Origin of the sequence: Sulfitobacter pontiacus, assembly GCF_040790665.1 — a bacterium.
Taxonomy (GTDB): domain Bacteria; phylum Pseudomonadota; class Alphaproteobacteria; order Rhodobacterales; family Rhodobacteraceae; genus Sulfitobacter; species Sulfitobacter pontiacus.
On the sequence record NZ_CP160849.1, the window covers coordinates 409,857 to 428,258 of the forward strand.

The window sequence follows — 18,402 nt, forward strand, 5'->3', positions numbered from 1 at the left end:
CCTCTGGCGGTTCCCCACTGACCTACTTCGGACCGCCGGTGTCGCTAGGCCCAGGCTGAATGCCCCCATGCACATGAGACACCAAGCTGATCTCAGATGCCACGACATCGCCGGCACCGGTGATCGTGCCGGCAAAGTTGCCGGCCGGCACACCACCCGCGAACGGACCAGGGTAAATGATGCCATGCGCCGTGTTGCCACCCGGAGACAGGACCACCACCTGAGTGCCGACACTTGGCGGGATCCAGAATTTCAGCTGCTCCGATCCGAGCTGCGCAATCTTGAGCCAATCGCTCTCCGCCCCGTCAGCCCATTTGACCTTGGCCCGATCGCCATCGCGCACCGTGACCGTGGCCACCATGATCATCCGCTCCACGGCCTGCATCAGCTGCGATAAGGTGAACTCAGACATCGCCGGCCTCCGCCACATACTCCTGCTCATGCGCCGGCCCGATATCCGGCGACCAGGACGTCAGCAGCTGGGTCGGTCTCACGCCGTCATCGATAAAGTAACTCGGACCGATATCTGCCGCATGGGCCCACTCGACGCGCCAAACGTCGTACTGGTCCGCTTGCGGCGCAAACTCATCCGGCTCAACAGCCAAGACAGCGGCCGCGCCCCATGCGACCCCCAATCGGTTACTGTGCACCGCGGCCGCGAGCGCGCCGGCTGCCTTCAGCACCTCGCGCCGCACCTTCGGTGTCCGGTACCCGAGCACGATGCGCGCCTCGATCCGAACCAGGCACGGAAACTGGCCTGTATGCGGATCCTTGTCGGGATCCGGCTCGAGCTCCGACATCTGAACGATGATGGCCGGCACTTCCAAAGTTTTACGCGTCTCATCTTCTGCCGCGACCGTCTTAAAGGTCGGAAACGCCGCCGCCAGCGTGGACACGACCGTGTCCAGGGCAGCGCCCAAATCAAGTGCTTCAGCCATCATCCAACTCCCAAGATTGTGCGCGCCCGAATTTCTGCCAGAAAGTGCTTCATGTAGATGCTATCGATATCCACAAAGACCTCGTCCTCGAGGTAGATCATCATCCGATCGGCAACCGACAGCGTCGCCTCGCCGATCGCCCATCGCTTCGACCCGTACCGCTTCATGACTTTGCGCTTGCCGCCTACCTTCGCAAAGAACGCGCCGTGGACCATCGTGTCGCCAAACTTGATCCCGCCATCGACCTTTTGCGGCCGGCCTTTGAACGCTGAAACCGGCAGATCATTGGCACCGAACCACAGCTTCAACGCATTGTTGCCCTTGCCGACCTTGTACTCCTTCAGACGACGGCGCAGCGCCTTAGCATTCCGCAGCCCGAGCTCCGTCTGCAGGCCAGTGGATGCCAGACGCCGAAGGGTCGCGGCCGTGCGCTTCAGCGCGCGTGATCGAGAGAGGTCTACCTGTTTGGGCGTTGCCGCATACCCGGCCGCGATCTTGTCGAGCTGACCGTCGTCAAAGTCAAAGGCCAGCATTGTAGATCACATTCGGCACCGCCAGGATCAGCGTGGCGATCCCCGTACCGTCCAACTGTGGCTCTTCCAGAATATCAAAGGTGCGCCCCTCGATCACGGCCGTGTCGCCGCGCAAAACCTGCGACACATCGTCTTCACAGCAAACGAACCGCGGCCCAGGACCGTCGAACTCGAACTCGCCCAGGGTCGCCATCTGGCTCGGATCGTCAAAAATGCCAAGGACATCTGCCACTTTTTCCGACGCCCTGGTGATACTTGCCTTGGTGGCAAATTCCTCGACCTCGAAAAAAGCGGAGATGTCCTCCCAATCGGGATGGGGCATGGGTTACGCGTCGCGCGCTTCTTCGATGGCGGCAATCAGCTTGGCCTGGTTCATGCCGTCATACCCGTCAATCTCAAGCTCGGCCGCAATGACCTTCAGGTCCGCGACCTTCATCTTGCCCAGATCGCCTTCAGCTTTGGCAGCCTTACCCTTCGCCAGCTCGGCGCGGCCGCGGCTGATCAGGTTCTTTGCCAGATCCTCACCGATCTCCACCGTGGTGCCAGGCGTTTTGATTTTGCCCGCAATCGCGATCGCGGAGGTGATTTTAACTTTCACTGTCTTTTCAGCCATTTTGAAATCCTAAGATTAAAGAGGTCAGAGGGAGCGAACCGGCCTGATCGGCCGGCTCAGATCGTTATGCCGTCGGCTTGCGGCCGAGGCAGAAGCTCTCGGTGCGGCGCGCGGCGATATCGAAGTCCTGGTGCAGCACAACGCGGCGCGTCCCTGACAGCGACTGGGTGTAGGGATCGACCAGGATATCCAGAGCGCCCCACAGGCCGATGTAGACATCGCGCAGGTTGCCAAACAGCACGTCGCCGTTATCGAACTGGTTGGTGATCTCGGCTGTCGACCCGTTCACGGTACCGCCGTCTTCCCAGATCGTCTGGCCATTCGAGTTGGCAAACTTCTCGGTCGACTTGCAGTGACCGCGGAACTTGGAGTTACCCACGTAGCGCACCGAATCCGTCAGAGCGTTGTCGAGAGCGACCTCGCTCTCCATTTCGATGATTTCCGCATAGGTCGGCTGAATATCCGCGAAGGCCACAGCGTTGATACCGGAGTGGTTCAAGATGCCCAGGGGGTTATTTCCGACGCCGTCACCATAGTAGCCGTACCAATCGATGCCGAGTGCCAGATCCGTTGCCAAAGAACTGCGGAACTGCAGCTCAACATCCATCGAAGACTGCTGCATCATGCGACGCGTCACCCGGCCAAAGACACCAATGGTGGTCGGGCTCATTTTGACCAGCCCAGCGTCCATGCTGCCCTCGCCGACATCTTCGTCTTCACCGACGATGAACACGTTGCCCGAGCCGGTTTGACCAGGCACATCCAGATTGCCGACCAGACCGCCCATCGGCGTCCCCAGCTGCAGCAACGTGGCGCGATTGCGAAGCATTTCGATGAAGGACTGCGTGGCCAGGTTGGTATCGATCAAGAACCCGCCTGTGTCACCCGGCGTGGCACCGGAGGTCGACGTATTCAGCGCGCGGGTCAGGACGTCGACGGGGACAGTGATCCCTTCGGAGCTGCGCCCCATCGTTTCCTGCGCGGCCGCCGATGCTTCGAATTCGAATGCAGCTGCGGCTTGTGCTGACCGGTCGCTTGGATTGAGCAAGGCCCGAGCTGCGCGAAGAAAGCTAAACCGACCCACCTCGGAGTCCGTCATGCCAACGACGCCTGCGTTGTCATCCAATGCGCGGTTACCAGTATCATCGGAACGGCCGCTGTTGCCGTTGCCATTCCCGCGCCCACCACCAACGTGATCGAGCAGGGTGCGGGTAAATTCATCAACGGACGTGCTGCCGCGGATCGCATCAGCTGCCAGCTGCTGCGCCGAATACTGCTCGCCCATTTCCAGCAATGCCGCAACTCGGGTCTGCTCGGCTTCTTGGCCGCGCGTCACCAGCGCTTGTGTTTCGGATGCCCGCTCAAGCACCTCGATCTCTTCTACGATGTTGCCGTTGTCGTCCACCTTGGCACGGACCAGGTGACCGGCTGCGTTGCGGAGAATGCGAATGTTCATATCGCCTGATCCTTCTGTTTCAGTTTGCGCTGTGCACGTTTGAGAATGGTTTGGAGTATTGGAGCCATCGCCGGTGGGTTCCTCTGGCGGTTCCCCCGCCGATCGACCGACCCCCACGGATGCATCCGCAGGAACGCTCACCATCGAGATTTCGAACGGCTCCCAATCGGTGATCGTGACCTTATCGCGCTCGCCTTCGACCTCTTCGGTTTTGATCGCGCGCACGAAGTAGCCGACCGACACGTGCCGGATCACACCGTCCACAATATCGGCCCAGATTTCGGCAGCCTTGGCGGAACGGCCAAACCGCAAAATGGCACGGCCGCGGCGATCACCGTCCACCGACGACGTCTCGACCACACCGATCTGAATGTCAGGGTTGTGGTTCCAGAGCACGGCCGCGCCATTGCGCAGGCGCGCGTCCGACATTGCCCCCGGCGAGTGGTCGAGGATTTCATCGCCGAACCAACGCGCGACCGGCTCCTCGGAGCTGAACGCCACCTCAACGGTGCGCGCCTCTTCATCGATCGTGCGCACAGCCGCCTGCCGGCGCAACGGGGCCCCGCCGCGGTTGGCGTTGACCTGCTCCACGGTCACCGACCGGGTCAGAGCTGCACCGATCAACGCAGCGGCCAAGCCGCTATTCGTCGTCAGGAGTTTTATTTTTGTCATCGGACTCCTCCTCTTCTTGATTTGAGTCGCCAGCTGGCGGCCGAACAGCGCCAGGCACCACGCCCAGAACCGAGGCCATGATGAACTCATCGGGAATGCCGGCCTTGCGCATGGCTTGGATATCGTCGGCGTAGGTGCGCCAAGTGGTGTCGGGATCGTCACCGCGACGCCGGATGATTTCAGACGGCGATGTGAGCATGTTGTTCTTGGCGTCAATTTCCGCTTTGACGTCCTTGGTCGGATCGACCCATGCCCACCGACGGCCCTGCCAGTAGACATTGCGGAACTTCTCGATGCGCTCCGGACGCAGGCGGATCGAATTGTTCACGACCAGCCCCGTCAAAAGCGCCGGCTCGAGCGCCGACTGATAGCAGCGGTCGATCAAGGTCTCGATCAACCACTCCTGCAGATCCATCCAGTGATCGCGCTCATCCAGAACGCCCTGGCGGATCGAGCTGAAGTTGACGCCTTCAAGATCGTTGGCAAAGCTGACATAGGCCACACCCATGCCGGCACCGGCACCGCGCAGCATCGACTTATGGAACGGGGCGAACTCGCCCGAGGGATACTGCTGGGTGAATGCCTTTGATTTCAGGCCCGTCGGCAGCTCTTGGAACACACCACCCGCGCTTTCGATGTAGAGCTCTTCGTCCTCCTGCTGTTCCTCATCGGGTTCAGGCCCATAGCCTTCCTCCCACTCGAGGAAACCACCGACCGACGCGCCGGTCCGCGCGCTGGTCAGCGCCGCATTTTCCAACCCACCCAGCATGTGCAAGCGCCACAACGACGTGGCAGCCCAGGGAATGCCCCGGCGCTGGCCCGTGATATCTTCCAGGAACCCATGAATGATCTCATCGGCCGGCACCCGATCGAGGCTGGTCCCGTTGAACGTGTAACCGGAGCCGGCTGGATCGCCGGTCATGAAGTAGAATGCCAGCGGCCGGCCTTCCCGGCTGAACTCAATCCCCTGGCGTACGAAGCGACCATTGGCGAGACGATCGACGTTGTAGTCGACCGGGCACCGCTGCGGATCCAGCACCTGCAGCGCATAGCGCATGGGGCCCGCGTTACGGCCGCGGATTTCGCGGATCATGAACTCGCCGTCTTTGGCAGCGGTTTTGACCGCCCCCTTGCAGATCATCCGAAAGCTGCGCTTGCCAGTGATATCGCAGTTAGAAGCCCGCTGCCATTTGCGCCACCACGCCTCGAGCGCTTCGTTTGCCCCCCGATCGAGCGCACCGTTGCTGTCCCGCGCCTGCGCCTGAAGCGCAAATCCGCGGTGCCCTACAATATTCTGATCGCACAGACGCAGGAACGACTTCAGATAGTCGTTCTTCTGTGCCTCCTCTCGCGAGCGCGCGACCAGTACACGCTGATTGCGGTCGATGACCTGGTCAGCTGTCAGCGGAGTGGTTGACCAATTAGACGTGAGCCTGTCCGAGATCGCAGCGTCGAACCCGCGATTACCCACCGCGGGGCGCATAGGCTTATTGCGCCGGCCCACCTTCGGGATCGAGCTCTCGACCATGACCACGGGCGCGCTCGGCTCCTGGCGATTGCCCTCGCCGGAATCGCGCGCTTTACCAAAACCAAACATCAGCGACCAAACCTCACTTTAACCTGCCGGCCGGTCAGACGTCGGCGTTTTCCATTGGGGCTCTCGCGCGCGATCTCGCGCTTGTACCGATCGCGCAGCAACATCAGGTCAGCGATCGATGTACGTACCAGCGACCGGCCGTTGATCGCGTAGCTTTCCTGATCCTTCGTCGCGCGCCCCTCGATGACCGCCTCGATCGAGGCAAGCACTCGCTGCGCGTGACCACGTGCCTCAAACCCGGCATCGACCGACACCAGATCCGCAGCGATGGTCAGCTGGCCGGCTTCGACCTCATGCACATCCTCCCCAGAGACGGCACGGACCGACACCGCATAGGTGCCAGCGTCCCAACCCGAGGTGACGGCCGCGGTTTCGGCGAACAAATGCCCAGACCCGAGCGGTGCCGCTTCCAGATCGATCGAAGACGGACCACGGATGATCGCCGTCAATGTCCACTCGGGTGCCAGATATGCATCGACATGCACCTCTGCCTTGATGCTTAAGCCGGCAGTGACTGATCTGGGAAACTGATGGAGCAAACCTGACTACCTATTGTTGATCCGCCCTGATCCACGAGGTCGTGTGCGGCGCGTTTTACCTCGCCTAGTCTTGCGAGCCTTTGGCTTCGCTTCCTCTGGCGGTTCCCCCGCGGCCGTTTCATCCTCCGCAACATGAACGTCGTCGGGTTTGATCCGGCGCAGCCGCACCAAAATATTCGGGTTCAAGATTTTCAGCGCGGCATAGGCATAGACCCGACAATCGAGCGCCTCGTTGCGGTCGCGGGTTTTCTTCCACTCGCGGATTGGGAAGCCCCGCACGAAGCGGGTCACCAACCGCTCGGCCGTCAGCTGGTGAAACCATTCCGGATCCCGATCGACAGGCCAGTGGCAATAGCCCTGCCCAGGCGTGTCCTGCTTCGCCCGGCGCATCACAATCAGCTTGGCGTCATTGACCCCGATCGTGAACAAGGTCACCGGCCGTGCGCGCTTGCCCGACTTGGACTTCTTCGGAGCAGACGCGATCGGGTTGTCCCACCCCTTGCCCCCCTTAATGGCAAAGATGTTGCGCCGCTGCTTCCCGCGCAGCTGCTCATAGGCTGCTTGGGTCAGGCCACCAGAACCACCGGTATCGACACACGAAGAGGCAATCCGCATCTGCGCCCCGGATTCGTGCTCGAAGGTTTCATCGAGATAGTCAAAGAGCTGGTTCCAGACTTCGGGTTTAAGCGGATCGCCCCAGAAGACCTGATGATCGAGGCTCCAACTTTCCTCGCCCAACCCCCAGCCAACACGCTCGAGCTCGAGGCGATCCTCCTGCATGTCGACACCGCACGTCTGGACGCCGACCTCCATCGGAACCTTTGATGGAAACGGCTCAGCGCGCGCGATCAGCTGCTCGACCTCAAGCGTCTCGGCCTCTTCCTCCCAGGCTTCCGCAAGCGTGACGTTGACGAAGGTCTGCAGATCCCCGGCCGCTTTCTTGTCCAGGAAGGACTGCACGATCATCTTCAGCTTCACAAAGCAGGAATAGAGCCCGTTGAGATGATAGGACGCATGCCCCCGAAACGGCTTTTTTGCCTTCCACCCATGCCCCAGCCGCTCGGCGTTTCGGATGGCGAAGTACCGATCAGTGTCAGACCAGACACAGCCATTCGCCCGGCACTCGTAATAGGCGCTCTCGGGCATGTGCTCGCCGTCCGCTTTCTTTTGCCATTTGACGTTTGACCACTCGATCGTCTGGACGGCATCGCACTGCGGACAGGACACATGAAACTGACGCTGGTCCCCCTGCTCGTAGGCATGATCGATCCACGAAATCCCGCGGATTGTTGGCGTCGAAATCTCTACCAACTTTCGCTGATCATCAAAGGTGTTGGCCCGCTCCCACAGCAGACCCACGGGATGGCCCTCGGCCGTGCGATCGTAGCCGTCGGTTTCGTCGCAGACGATGAACGGCGCAGACCGGCCGCGCTGCGTCTTGGGCGATCCGGACCAGGCGAACATGATGAAGCCGCCCGGGTAGGACTTCATCCGCGTGTTGTTCACCCCCTTGCGCGCCCTCGGGGTGGCGATCCGCGTCTCAAGGTCGGGGTTGGCTTCGACCAGCGGGTTAAACTTCGTCGTTAGCCATGTCTGGAGATCGCCTTCAGACGGTTGCATCATCAGCTGCGACACCGGGTCATGCACGATCTTGAAACCCTGAGCACAGAGAGCCAGCTGCGTCTTTCCAACCTGCGCGCCCCATTTGAGCGTGATCCGGTGACACGATGGGTCGGCCGTCATGTCCAACGGCTCACGCTGATACGGCGCGTTGTCGAAACTGATCAGACCAGGGATCGCGTTGCCGACGGGAATTTGAACAGACTGCTCCGCCCACTCGGACGGCTTCAGGTCGGGGGGTGGTGCCAAGCCTGCAAGAAACGAGGTGGCCACCATCAGAGCGGCGCTACCAAATGGCCAGGACATCAGTCAGCTCCCACCAGCGAAGTCGGATCAGTGGTCGACAGCTTGCGCAGAGCCGCACCGATCTCTTCCTTTGCGATGAGCTTGATCGAAGCCTCTTTCTTTTCTGACTTCGCGCGCGCCGCGATGCGAGTGGGCGCGTTGTTCAGTAGATTGGCGCGGACCTCGGCGACCACCAAGTCCAGGGCCTCCTTCATCTGCTCGGCATCCACCAGGGCACCGCGCATCTTCGCCGCTTCCATTTCCGCCATGTCGGCCTGCGACTTGGTTAGCCGCGCCTTTTCGGTATGGTAGTCGGCCTTTTCCGGATCACCGTCGGCACCGCGCGGCGCGATCCGTTCCTGCAGGTACCCGACATAGCCTTGCACCGCGGCCGCAAGCTCATAGCGGCCGTGTTCGGCCTTCGGGATCACGCCCTCCTTCGACAGCTGCTGGACCCGGCGCTCGGTCAGCTTCAGCAGCTTCGCAATCACACTGACCGGATATGTTGGGTTGCCCGAGCTGCTCATTCAACATCCGAGCAATCCAGTGCGGGCAGCCAACCTACGCGCCTTGTCACTTGCCAGCCTCCCCACGTTTGCCGCGCAGATCGTCAAAGCGATCGGACGTGCCCTCCAGAATAGCCTGCCCCCCGGTGAAATCCTGCCAGCGTTTCACGATCACATCCGCGAACCGTGGATCCAGCTCCATCAGCCGCGCGACACGGCCGATTTTCTGCGCCGCAATCATCGTGCTCCCCGACCCGCCGAACGGATCCAGGACCAGATCACCGCGCCGGCTGCTGTTCTTCAGGTACTGCATCACCAACCCGACCGGCTTCATGGTCGGGTGCTCGGTGTTGCGGCTCGGCTTTTCGTGGCGCAGCACCGACGACACCAGCTCCTCGATCTGAAGGTCAGAACCCGAAACGCGCAGATGGCCGGATCCCGTGTCGATCAACAGCGACCCGTCCTCTTTCACGACGAAGGGCAGATCCTCTGCATCGATGACCGTTGTCTGCTTACGGCCGCCAAACCACCGGTGCGGTGCGCCAGGCTTCCAGCCGTAAAGGATCGGCTCGTGCCGCCACTGATAGTCCGAACGGCCCAGGACAAGGCTCGGCTTCACCCAGACCAGGCACCCCGAGAGTTTGAACCCAGCGGAGCTGAACGCTGTGCGAAACGGCAGCCCCTCGGTGTCAGCATGGGCGACATAGAGCGCCCCGCCTGGCTTGATGGCCGAGAACACAGAAACAAAAGCATCGGTCAGAAAGGCAAGGAACGCATCCGCGCCCATGTTGTCGTTCTCAATCTTGCCGGCCGTGCCCTCGTAGTTCACGTTGTAGGGCGGATCAGTCCAGCACATATCGACCAGCTTGTCACCGATCAGCCGCTCGATGTCGGACATGACCGTTGAGTCCCCACACATGATCCGGTGATCACCGCAGACCCACACATCCCCGCGCCGAGAAACGAAGTCCCCCCCGATCGGCGGCACCTCGTCGTCTTCGGTTTTTCCTTCCTCTTCCAAGCCGTCAAGATCGACAAAAAGCTCGTCTAATTCGGATTGATCAAAGCCGACAACTCCGAGGTCAAACCCCAGATCGCGCAGCTCGCCAAGCTCCAGTTTCAGCAGCTCATCATCCCATCCGGCGTTCAGCGCCAGCTTGTTGTCGGCGATGATATAGGCGCGCCGCTGCTCGTCTGACAGGCCGGTAATTCTGAGGCAAGGAACCCGCGACATCCCTATTTCTAAGGCTGCAAGCACACGGCCGTGGCCTGCGATGATGGTACCGTCCTCGCCGACCAGCACCGGGTTGGTGAACCCGAACTCGCGGATCGATGCCGCGATCTGGCTGACCTGCTCAGAGCTGTGGGTCCGCGAGTTTCGGTCGTAGGGCGTCAGGTCACCAGGCGGCAACATCTCGACGTCGGTGTAAGAAATCAGATCAGACAAGCGCTGCTCCTAAAACGAAACGAAATGGAAAAAATGGCGCATCCACAAGTTGGTTTTTGCGACCATGCCCACCCACTGGCCCTCCCGCCCGCAGAAGGACCCCTTTTTTATATGACGGTTTCACTGCGCCCTGCCCGCGCGCAGCTGCTCACGCAGTACGGCATAATCGCCGATCAACACCGGCAGCACCGAACCCTCGGGCAGCGCCTCAAGCTCATTAGCTGCCTGCGCCTGGACCGCTCGCGGATAATCTTTCACGGTCGGCAACACGCTAGAAGTCTCCGTTCCGCAAGCGTGTAACGACAGACCGGCGATCAGTAGCAACGGCAGCGCCTGCATCCTGCATTCTCCTCATAGTTTTGATGTTTTCCAGCGATTGACGCTCTTTAGCGTCAACCCTGCCCTCGCGTTCTCTGAGCTCGCCCCAGCCTTTCAGCCCAGCCAAGATCGCAAGCCCGAGCATGAGGTAGCGTCCCCATGCCGAGCGCATGAACCGATGTGCAAGCAATCCGATCATCGCGCTAGGCTCCGGTTTTCACGCGCATCCAACAGCCGGCGACGACGGGTAGAATACCCAAGAGCGCGCAGTGCAAACCATGCCGATACGCATAGCCCGCACAGCAGTAGCGCAGGCCAGTGTTCGGAAACCATCGCACTCAGATGTCCCATCACCCCGGATGCGGCCTGCGCCGCTTCACCTGCCTGTTTTGCTTGGGTGGCAATGCCGGCAACTCCGCCCAGGCCGACTAAGTCTCCTACACGCGCTGTCATTTGGGCATCCTGCGCCGTACCACTTTCACAATCGATCTCTTCCTGCGTAACGAAACGCTCAGGCCGTGGTGTCGCCTTAACCATTTGAAGCCAGTCATCAGCGTTCACGACGCCATCGGAAGGCAGATCGTTATCGGCTTGGAAAGCGAGGGTTGCAGCACGGGTGAGCCGGCCAAAATCTTTGTCAGCACGCCCCAGATGATATCCTCGATCGGATAACTCGACCTGCCACACGCCGACATCAACAGACCTGTCACCAAAGCGAAGGATCGGACGGTTGGACTGTAGCACTTCGACGCCACCCAGCATCAAGGTGATACGCTGGCGCATGAAATCGCCAACTGATCGAGCCCCACGGAGATCGTCTCGCCAAGGCAGCCGTGAAACGTCCCATTTTCCCCGCTGCTGCACCCCAAGCGTTGTCTGGACCTCTGCATGCGTGAGGACCGTCTGGGGTGTGACGGGGATGCCGTACTCGACGCAAAGATCAGCGACCAGTTTGCAAAAGGCGTTGAACTGCGCCTCATTGAGCGGCGAGGGTCCGGCATCAAAGGGATGCTCCACAGCGCCACGCATGCCGCACATAGCAACGCCAATCGATCCTGTGTTCAGCCGCAGAGTATGGGCCGCATAGTCGCCATCAGACGTGACGATGTTGTCCTCGACAGCCTCTGCCCCAGCAACGACTGTGCCGTCGTACTCCACCAGCCTGTGGTAGTGCGCCTTGTCTTCAGCAGAGGCGCGCCCTGCCCCGGCAGTCCAGTGCGCGATGACGCGCTTCATTCGTCCGCCACTCACGGTACGTCCCTTTCATTGGGTTGGATAACGGGTCGCATCATGCTGACCCTTCCTGCAGCGCTACGATCTCTCGAACCCGATAGGTTGAAAGCTCGACGCGATCTGCGATTTCGTTGATTGCCATGCCTTCATTCAACATCCGCATGATCTCGCGATCGCGATGCTTGCGATGGATGAAGCGACAGTTGCTTGGCTGCAGGATCATACCTGAGAAGGCGTAGACCATCTTGCAGGCATCCTGCCATCCGAGCAGCTCGACCAGCTTGTGATCAAGTGAAATTCGCTTCGGGATGTAGACACACACACGCCACGAGCGTGATCCGGAAACCGGCAGCTTGCCAATGAACTCGAGCGCCTTGTCACGTCCAATCACTTCCGCGATCTCTTGCACGGACTCTGGCAGCCGTGCGACCAACTCACGTCCCATCAGACCTCCACCACCTCGATGCCTTGGGCAACGGCGACAGCCCGACGGACCTCGTAGTCACGAGTGGGCATGCCCTTTGCGTCCTCGTAGACCTGCAGCCCGGTCTTCAGATCGACATAGCCAAAATCAACCGTGATCCGCATCTGCCGCCCTTTCCGAGACAGCAACGGTCCGTCTCGTCCAACGAGCGGAACGACCACCTGGCGCTTTAGGTCAGATATCTTCCCAGCGCGCTGGAGAAGGCAAAGCTGTGCCCAGCGCGCGGCCTCTTTCTTGGAATCGAAGGTTACGCCATCCACCACGGTGCGCTGGGCCCCGTACTTCTGGCTCTTTGGCTGGGATTGCGTCGCTCGCAGATCGGCGGCAGTCATACGTTCAACCACGCTTGTCCTCCTTCCGCTGAGCCATCAACTGGGTCGCCGCGAATTTCAGTGCCCGCGCAACATTGGCCGCCACAGGATCGGTAACGCCGAGCCCGAACTGGACCTGGTAGGCTCCTTGAATCTCATCGATGGAATGAAAACGTTTCCGGTATGGGATATCCCTACAGGGCCCAGGCCGCTGCGAGTGGATGACGCAATCCCCCGCGATCAGATCGACGGTCACAGTGACGCCATCGAACGTGGTGCCATTGCTTGACGGATCGTTGTGGACCGAGCTCATACGTCGATCCCCACTGCCCGGCACTCTTGGGCGGAAACTAGGCCCTCGGTGCACAGTTGACGGGCCATCGCTGCCGAACAATGCCGCGCATTCTCAGCCTTCGTTCGGATCCAGCGCGACCAGCGCTTTTTGACGGCATCGGCGTTGACCGTGTTTTTAGCTGCCGACTTGGCAAGGAACTGAACCCACCCCTGACGGGTGAGCCAATTCTGCGAATACGACACGTAGCGAAGTTCGTTGCCCTTCTGCTCAAGGGCGTAAGCTTTGGCACCAGAGAGGATGGCAGCGGCATCGGCACCGGCGGCAATCGCCTTCTTCAGCGCGGCCTCGGTTTCGACAGGATCACCGGGACGTGGATGAGCCTCGAGGAACTCTTCCAAGAAATCCGAGGAAATTCCATTTGTCTGCGGGTCGGCTTCCGACGCGCAAGGTTCCTTTAAAGGTTCTATTACTGGTTCTTCTATATACGACTCCACCCCAGTGGAGACGGCCCCCTCTAAAAGTGGAGACGGAACTGCGCCAAAAGTGGAGACGGCTCCGGCTCCACTGAGTGGAGTCGGCTTTTGGGCTTCTGACAGCTCGAAACCGAGGACATATCGGGTGGGTTTTTGACGGTTTGTGCGCGGATCACGCTCCTGCTTTCTGCGGATCAGTCCCTTACGCTCGAGCTCGCCCAGCGCCTTGTTCAAACCACCATTCGACAGGCCTGTGTGGTCGCGCAAATAGGTCTGCTTTGGAAAGCACCCCATGCTGGCATTGTGGCAATCGCACAGGTGAAACAGCACCCTGAACTCGCCATGCGTCATGTCGTTGGGCGGCACCGTTGCCAACCAGTGGGTAGCAGCGTGGCTCATAGCATTACCTCACACGAGCGCGTCCGGGGCAGGCTCACGCCGGGCGCACCCATGCAAACGATCCGACGAGCAGACCGAATGCATTGAATTGAAAGTGATAATTGATTTACTGCCGCAAGCACGAATCTGCTGCTGTGCAGCATTTTGGGCAGTAGCCGTCCCGCCATAAGTCCGGCGATAAGTCCGATACTGGGCAATAAAATATGCGGAGTGCCCATGTCAGCTAGCCTCCGCAAATAGCATCTGAAAAGCGATCTGGCCGTGCTCTCGCATTGCCACGGCAACGTGGCCACCATTGGCCCCAAATTGACCTTTCCACCAGTTTCTGGCGGTTCTTTCGGACACTCCGAACACATTCGTGACATGGCCGATGTTTCGATAGTTGGCGACTATGTATGCCTGCCAGCGCGCTGGGAAGTCACGGTGTACTTGATACGCATCGTACCCCGCTCGGGAACCGGAGGAAGGTCCGCTCGTCTGTGAACCCTCTACCGTGACAGTGTCACCGTATGGAGAGCCATTCACATAAATCACGATCGGGGAACCCGCCGGCAACGCATTCATGTCGCGAAACTCCCTTTGGAGGTAACATTCGGAAACGAATCAACTTGGGGAAGACTGTGGATATCGAATTCCAATCCATCAGAGACGCGATTGAACTCGCGGAAGACACTGGCACGTCTGCGAAGCGGGCAACTGAAACCCTCATCGAAATCAAACAGCGGTCGAAAACGGTGGAAGAGATCCCAGCTCCGGAAATCAAACTCGCCGCTAGCGAATTGCTGGCACAGGTGGCCAGCATCCAGGTCGCGAACGCGACGCTGATACGACGGTTGTCGGTGCTTGCCGCTTCGCTTGCGGCATCGAAGACAAAGCAGTCTGACTTCGACCGCTATGAACTTTGGAATACTCCTGCCGGCAGCCTCATGTATCGGCTGAAAGAAGGCCATGACATGGGAGAACCAGAGCATTTCATTTGTCCGAACTGCATGGCCAACAAGAGAAAGTCGTTTCTGCAGGGGAACAACACTAAGATCTGCAGTGGCTGCGAGACAGTTTTCACCATTGAGCCTCTCAAACACCCCTCTGCGATAAACCGGGTGGTAAACTGAAGGTGAACAGCTCATGCCGCGTCCTCCTCAATCTGCAGAAAGGAGAACATCGAGCGTGGCGGTTCTTCCAAAGACGCATCGATCGCCATTCGACAAAGCGCGTCATACCAAGAGGCAGGAAAAGTACCGCTTTGCATGGCGGTATGAACCGTAGTCGACCTCTTATGCAGAGATCGGGCAACAGCTTGATAGCCACCCAAGGCCAAAATGAACGCTCGCGTCGGTGTATCCATACACTACGCGTAGTACGAGTTTTTCGTACAATCAACCGTTCAGTCGATGGAAAGTGCAATTTTTTCGTATCAGGGCGTAATCAGACCTATGGATTACATTGAACAAGAAAAACTCACCCGCGCTGGCGATACATCGCCTGAAGCGATCCATCACCGTCTGGTCGCAACCAGAAAGATGACGGGTATGACCAGCAAGCAGCTGGCAGCCAGCGCTGGCATTAAATACACGACATTCATCTCCCAGGAGAAAGCAGGATCTCCTTCTGTGAAGCTCATGACCTTTTACCTCAAAGCCTTCATGGTCGACTACAACTTCATTCTCGGCGGTGATCCAGCGAGACTTCCAGCCGACGTGCGTGAAGCGATTTTGGCTGAGCTCGACTAACTATAGCCCACGTTATCGGCGCAAATATCCAGTTTAGATTGATACCCAACGCCAACCCAACCCTAGCGACTACCCGCACAAGCAACCTGATTCCCCCAAATGTTCACGTTTTATTCTCATCGCCAAGCGCCACGGTGTATAGGTGAATTTTCAAATAATACGATTTTTTTGAATTATTGATTTGATGTGTACAAGTTTTTCGTATTATCAAACCTCCAGTGATATTGGAGGAAGACATGCGAACCGACACCGGACCCACCCCATCAGCCCAAGGCCTAGCCAAGCCGTTAGATTGCGTAAGCAGCCAGCAGGCACAGTGCCATGACTATCAAGCACACTGCCAAAAAGATGGTGAGACCGGGGTTGTCGTACATGATGGTCAGCATTCGCCGAGCCTCCTTAAATTCTCTCCACGCTCCAGCGAGCTTGAGTTCACAGCTGAGTTTCATCCCGTATTTCCTTTGTTTTTGCGGGATGGATTGGATGTCGGTGTTGGTAGCGCCGGCATCCTGCCCGCGGACAAGTCATGCAAACAGACTTGCTCGCGGGTAATCCAATTTCCTCTGGCGGTTCCCCCGCCTACTCAACTCGGCAGTGCGATGGCGATCGCCAGCCACCCTGAGCTGGTCTACGATCGCCCTCTCCTACGCCGTCTTGCCTGGTCGACGCTGATGGCGGCTCGCGGCCACAGGGTGAACCAGACACGCTTAGCGCAGTTGCAGCGGGGGATGGCACTATGAGCACCCGGAAGCTGACAGAGTTGCAGCTAGCGGCGTTGATCGATGCACACCGATCACTGAACTACGGCGGCCTCATCGAAATGCCCTCTCGCAACCCACTGGACATCGTGTGGACCGCGATGAACCCCACCTACAAAAAGCGCCACGCCGACAGCACAATGCAGCTGCTGGTGCGGGCTGGATTGCTTCAGGTCTCCGGTGAGAAGCCCGATCGCAGAGCACATCTCACTGAAAATGGGCTCATGGAAATGGATATCGAGGGCGTCTGCGAATGACGCCACTGCTGCAAGGAATGTTGACATGCCATTAGGATCTGCCACACTCATCAGTGGAAATGCACTCCGCAACAGTGTTGCAATTCCCCATCGGCCCTCGAGCAGTAACTCCCGCTCGGGTGCACCCCTTCCCTGCGAAGCACTAGGTCAATCCGGATTGCGCAACTCAATCCGGCTTGGCTCTTTTCCCAAAGGCACCGCCTTTACGTGCGAAAAAGTTGACAAATTCGCAGTTTTTCCCAAACTTATAGGCAGGCTTGCAACTAGCGTGGCCCATGCCGCACCTTGGTTGCACCTAAGGTCTCAGCGCAGCTTAGGTGCAACCAAGCCATTCAGTTGGCGAGATATCCTCCATCACTCGAAGAGCGGACATATCAGAATGGACACATCGAAACCCAAGCCCGCTGGCCACTCTGAGCAAACGGCTGAAGCGGCACCGAATGTCGATGTGCAGACGAGCGCCTCCGTGAACTCGCGCTTCCCGTTTCACTTCCCCGAAGTAGGTGACGAGGTAATCTTTACCCGATCCCCCTCCCACGAGAGGGAAACCGGATACGTTATGTCGCGCGAATACGGTACAAGATGCATCGAGATAGTCGACGTTAATGCGAAGCCTCTGCGACTGCGACCCGGCCAGTACCGGAGTGCAGCACGATGAACGCACACGTCAAACCTACTTCAGGCACTACCATCTTGTCTCCTGCCCGTGTCGCTCTCTATGTGTCGACGTTGGAACAGAAGCTCGGCCGCCAAATCGGCAAGGCAACGATTTTGCCAGGCGGTGGGATCGAGGTAGAGATTGCAGGCCATGACAAAACGTCGAACCCAGCTGACCTTGTGGACATGACTGAATGAAGGGACGCGACCTCCCCTCCTACATCCATAGGCGCAAGCGGGACGGTAAGCTGTTCTTCCGAAAACGCTACGGCGCGAAAATCGTGGAGATCCCGCTCCAGACCCAGTTCCCCGCGGGCGACCCTGTCCCCTTTGCCCTTCACCAGGAACGTGAGCGCATGCTGAATGCCCCCATGCCGGTGGCTGAGGGTAAGACAGTCACTCACGTGATCGAGCGCTACGAGCGGTCAGACGACTTTGCGAACCTCGCGCCGCGAACGAAGGCTGACTACCGGCAGCACTTGGATTTTCTTCAAGAGAAGATCGGACACTTACAGCCCAATGCGATCGAACGCCACCACGTCATCAAGTGGCGGGATACATGGGCCAAGAAAAGCCCGCACAAAGCCAACTATCGCCTGCGCGTCCTGAAGATTGTCATGGAGCGCGCGATCGATTTCGGGCTGCTGCCAACCGGTGGCAACCGGGCGAAGGGCGTGTCCGAGGTCAAGTACGAAAAGAAAGAGCGGATGCCGTGGCCGGCCGAGATGATCGACGCAGCCCGGGAGAACGCAGAGCCCCGCACCCGGCTGCTGTTCGAACTTCTGCTCGGCACCGGCCAACGCATCGGCGATGTGCTCAAGATGAAGTGGTCAGACTTCGACGGAGAGGCGATCAGCGTCCGCCAGGGCAAGACCAAGGCCAATTTATGGATCCCAGCGCCACAGATGCTCCTGCAGGCGCTAGGAAGCGCCCAGCGCAGCTCGGTGTTCATTATGACGAACCAGGCGCAGACAGGCCCCTGGTCATACCGAGGCGCGGCCGATGGGATGATGAAGCTGCGCCGGCAAATCGGTGCTGAAGCATATGACATCCACTCCTTGCGATACACGGCGACGGCCGAGCTGGCCCGTGTCGGCTTAGATGATGACTTGATCATGGCCATTACCGGCCACAAAACACACCGTATGGTGCAGCTGTACGCCGGTGCAGAACGGCAGAAACTTCGCGCGCGAGCGGCCAACGTTGCACGCCAGGCGAAGTACTCGCCATCTGGGCGAAATTAGACGGCACTCATCATTCGGAGTACTCAAACAGAACTCA

22 protein-coding genes are annotated in these 18,402 nt (G+C 59.2%); 5 read left to right on the top strand and 17 right to left on the bottom strand.

Going from position 1 to position 18,402, the window contains the following annotated elements; translation table 11 throughout:
- Window positions 1–22: 22 nt before the first annotated feature.
- The 17 genes from AB1495_RS01920 to AB1495_RS02000 form a co-directional block, all read right to left on the bottom strand.
- Window positions 23–412: a phage baseplate assembly protein gene (locus AB1495_RS01920; protein ID WP_074634618.1), complete on the bottom strand. Its 390-nt coding sequence runs from the start codon at window positions 410–412 to the stop codon at window positions 23–25.
- Window positions 405–938: a hypothetical protein gene (locus AB1495_RS01925; RefSeq protein ID WP_083350852.1), complete on the bottom strand. Its 534-nt coding sequence runs from the start codon at window positions 936–938 to the stop codon at window positions 405–407. The genes AB1495_RS01920 and AB1495_RS01925 overlap by 8 nt, the downstream gene beginning before the upstream one ends.
- Window positions 938–1,471: a hypothetical protein gene (locus AB1495_RS01930; RefSeq protein WP_074634619.1), complete on the bottom strand. Its 534-nt coding sequence runs from the start codon at window positions 1,469–1,471 to the stop codon at window positions 938–940. The genes AB1495_RS01925 and AB1495_RS01930 overlap by 1 nt, the downstream gene beginning before the upstream one ends.
- Window positions 1,458–1,793 (bottom strand): head-tail joining protein, encoded by a 336-nt coding sequence (locus AB1495_RS01935; protein WP_074634620.1) that lies wholly within the window; start codon window positions 1,791–1,793, stop codon window positions 1,458–1,460. The genes AB1495_RS01930 and AB1495_RS01935 overlap by 14 nt, the downstream gene beginning before the upstream one ends.
- Window positions 1,794–1,796: 3 nt before the next feature.
- Window positions 1,797–2,084, bottom strand: a complete 288-nt coding sequence (locus tag AB1495_RS01940) for a Rho termination factor N-terminal domain-containing protein (protein ID WP_074634621.1) — start codon at window positions 2,082–2,084, stop codon at window positions 1,797–1,799.
- A gap of 64 nt (window positions 2,085–2,148) precedes the next feature.
- Window positions 2,149–4,212, bottom strand: coding sequence for a phage major capsid protein (locus AB1495_RS01945; RefSeq protein ID WP_083350853.1), 2,064 nt, complete (start codon window positions 4,210–4,212; stop codon window positions 2,149–2,151).
- Complete coding sequence (locus AB1495_RS01950; RefSeq protein WP_083350854.1) at window positions 4,181–5,809, bottom strand: phage portal protein; 1,629 nt, start codon at window positions 5,807–5,809, stop codon at window positions 4,181–4,183. The genes AB1495_RS01945 and AB1495_RS01950 overlap by 32 nt, the downstream gene beginning before the upstream one ends.
- On the bottom strand, window positions 5,809–6,348 hold the full coding sequence (locus tag AB1495_RS01955) for a hypothetical protein (RefSeq protein WP_074634622.1): 540 nt from the start codon (window positions 6,346–6,348) through the stop codon (window positions 5,809–5,811). Before AB1495_RS01955 ends, AB1495_RS01950 begins: the two co-directional genes overlap by 1 nt.
- A gap of 6 nt (window positions 6,349–6,354) precedes the next feature.
- A complete protein-coding gene (locus tag AB1495_RS01960; RefSeq protein ID WP_074634623.1) occupies window positions 6,355–8,274 on the bottom strand; it encodes a phage terminase large subunit family protein in 1,920 nt (639 codons plus the stop codon).
- Window positions 8,274–8,780 carry a hypothetical protein gene (locus AB1495_RS01965; protein ID WP_051577574.1) on the bottom strand — a complete coding sequence of 169 codons (507 nt, stop codon included), beginning with the start codon at window positions 8,778–8,780 and terminating at the stop codon, window positions 8,274–8,276. Before AB1495_RS01965 ends, AB1495_RS01960 begins: the two co-directional genes overlap by 1 nt.
- A gap of 46 nt (window positions 8,781–8,826) precedes the next feature.
- The gene (locus AB1495_RS01970) at window positions 8,827–10,206 is read right to left on the bottom strand and encodes a site-specific DNA-methyltransferase (RefSeq protein ID WP_074634624.1); all 1,380 of its coding nucleotides are present in this window, start codon (window positions 10,204–10,206) and stop codon (window positions 8,827–8,829) included.
- A gap of 120 nt (window positions 10,207–10,326) precedes the next feature.
- On the bottom strand, window positions 10,327–10,545 hold the full coding sequence (locus AB1495_RS01975; protein WP_074634625.1) for a hypothetical protein: 219 nt from the start codon (window positions 10,543–10,545) through the stop codon (window positions 10,327–10,329).
- 174 nt (window positions 10,546–10,719) lie between these two features.
- The gene (locus tag AB1495_RS01980; RefSeq protein ID WP_074634626.1) at window positions 10,720–11,760 is read right to left on the bottom strand and encodes an N-acetylmuramoyl-L-alanine amidase; all 1,041 of its coding nucleotides are present in this window, start codon (window positions 11,758–11,760) and stop codon (window positions 10,720–10,722) included.
- A gap of 52 nt (window positions 11,761–11,812) precedes the next feature.
- Entirely contained in the window at window positions 11,813–12,202 is a 390-nt protein-coding gene (locus AB1495_RS01985) for a hypothetical protein (protein ID WP_074634627.1), read from the bottom strand.
- Window positions 12,202–12,585, bottom strand: a complete 384-nt coding sequence (locus AB1495_RS01990) for a DUF1064 domain-containing protein (RefSeq protein WP_139283766.1) — start codon at window positions 12,583–12,585, stop codon at window positions 12,202–12,204. The genes AB1495_RS01985 and AB1495_RS01990 overlap by 1 nt, the downstream gene beginning before the upstream one ends.
- The gene (locus AB1495_RS01995) at window positions 12,578–12,865 is read right to left on the bottom strand and encodes a hypothetical protein (RefSeq protein ID WP_074634629.1); all 288 of its coding nucleotides are present in this window, start codon (window positions 12,863–12,865) and stop codon (window positions 12,578–12,580) included. Before AB1495_RS01995 ends, AB1495_RS01990 begins: the two co-directional genes overlap by 8 nt.
- Window positions 12,862–13,719, bottom strand: coding sequence for a helix-turn-helix domain-containing protein (locus AB1495_RS02000; RefSeq protein ID WP_074634630.1), 858 nt, complete (start codon window positions 13,717–13,719; stop codon window positions 12,862–12,864). Before AB1495_RS02000 ends, AB1495_RS01995 begins: the two co-directional genes overlap by 4 nt.
- A 620-nt stretch (window positions 13,720–14,339) precedes the next feature.
- On the opposite strand from AB1495_RS02000, the gene AB1495_RS02005 reads away from it, so the two are divergent.
- The 5 genes from AB1495_RS02005 (at window position 14,340) to AB1495_RS02025 (ending at window position 18,365) form a co-directional block, all read left to right on the top strand.
- Window positions 14,340–14,831 (top strand): hypothetical protein, encoded by a 492-nt coding sequence (locus AB1495_RS02005; RefSeq protein ID WP_139283767.1) that lies wholly within the window; start codon window positions 14,340–14,342, stop codon window positions 14,829–14,831.
- 321 nt (window positions 14,832–15,152) lie between these two features.
- On the top strand, window positions 15,153–15,449 hold the full coding sequence (locus AB1495_RS02010; protein ID WP_074634633.1) for a helix-turn-helix transcriptional regulator: 297 nt from the start codon (window positions 15,153–15,155) through the stop codon (window positions 15,447–15,449).
- Window positions 15,450–16,185: 736 nt separating this feature from the next.
- Entirely contained in the window at window positions 16,186–16,464 is a 279-nt protein-coding gene (locus tag AB1495_RS02015) for a hypothetical protein (RefSeq protein ID WP_074634634.1), read from the top strand.
- Window positions 16,465–17,118: 654 nt separating this feature from the next.
- Window positions 17,119–17,319 (top strand): hypothetical protein, encoded by a 201-nt coding sequence (locus AB1495_RS02020; RefSeq protein WP_074634635.1) that lies wholly within the window; start codon window positions 17,119–17,121, stop codon window positions 17,317–17,319.
- Entirely contained in the window at window positions 17,316–18,365 is a 1,050-nt protein-coding gene (locus tag AB1495_RS02025) for a tyrosine-type recombinase/integrase (RefSeq protein ID WP_083350857.1), read from the top strand. The genes AB1495_RS02020 and AB1495_RS02025 overlap by 4 nt, the downstream gene beginning before the upstream one ends.
- The last annotated feature ends 37 nt before the right edge of the window (window positions 18,366–18,402 follow it).